At 50.3% G+C, this 1,048-nt stretch carries 2 pseudogenes; one reads left to right on the top strand and one right to left on the bottom strand.

The features are described 5' to 3' along the window. Nucleotides 1–196: 196 nt before the first annotated feature. A pseudogene (locus CWM53_RS15290) lies at nucleotides 197–457 on the bottom strand (hypothetical protein); the annotation flags it as partial. A gap of 193 nt (nucleotides 458–650) precedes the next feature. Here CWM53_RS15290 and CWM53_RS15280 point away from each other — a divergent pair. Continuing rightward, nucleotides 651–935, top strand: a pseudogene (locus tag CWM53_RS15280) (helix-turn-helix domain-containing protein); the annotation flags it as partial. Nucleotides 936–1,048: the final 113 nt, after the last annotated feature.

Here is a 1,048-nt window from a genome sequence, read left to right as displayed (position 1 = left end):
AATTGAGGGGGGGGGCAGGAGGAGGGCGGTGACGTCCCGGGTGTAGGGGCGAATTTGAGTGCCTCCTGTCTGTGTATGAAAGCTGCGAGCTGGCTGCTTGCCACGGTAACTTAATGAGCTAACAGTAAAACTCCCCTCATCAAACGCGTCCTCAGCCATTGCGATTCCCCCTTCGTGGTATGCGACCATACCTTTCTCTTTTGCTAAGGGCTTTGGATGTTTTGTCCCGTTGTCCTGCCCGGCCCCGAAAACTTGAGGTAGTTTGGGTGATGTACTTCACCACATCATCCAGTTCGACTCGTTCACCGGGCATGTTGCTGATGGCCTGTGGCAGGTAATCATCAAAAGATTTTGCCCGTAGATAGGTAAGATGGCTGCGTATTGGTGCGGTCAACATTTTAACGGTACTGAATATACTCTCGACCAGCGGTACTGCCAGCGGTTCTACCCAATGCGTTATAACGTTTTGCAAGAAGAAGATAGAGTGATAGGTAAATGTATGATTAATCGTATTCTGTGGGCGGTTATGAACTAAATGAACGACGGACTAAATTTAACATAATATACATTATGCGCACTTAGATTGTAGCAGCAAAGTTGTAATGTCCGCTCTGGGCTAAGTGTCGTGTATAATCAACAGGAAGATTCCCATGACGGCACACGCAGCGGAGTTTTTCACTTTGGATGAAGTTAACCGACTCAAAATCATTCAGGACGTTGTCGACCGGCGTCTGACCACTCAGATGGCCGCGCAGCGCCTGGGTATTTCCGATCGCCAGTGCAGACGCCTTCTTTCGCGTTACCGTGAATCTGGCCCGCTTGGTATGGCTAACCGTCGTCGCGGAAAACCCAGCAACCATCAGCTCCCAGATGGTCTTGCCAGGTACGCACTCAGTATTATCCGCGAACGCTATACCGACTTCGGGCCGACGCTGTGAAGATAGTGAGTTAAGCCGCAGGGCTATCGGAAAATATATCGAGGTCTGGCATTACCCGGATGGTCGTAAAGAGCTTCGCTTTAATGGCGCTGTTCTTCCCTACTCCACCT

The organism is Klebsiella sp. A-Nf5 (assembly GCF_002810545.1).
Taxonomy (GTDB): Bacteria; Pseudomonadota; Gammaproteobacteria; order Enterobacterales; family Enterobacteriaceae; genus Klebsiella; species Klebsiella variicola.
Note: the sequence above shows the minus strand (reverse complement) of the source record. Positions and strands in the feature narration are given on the sequence as shown.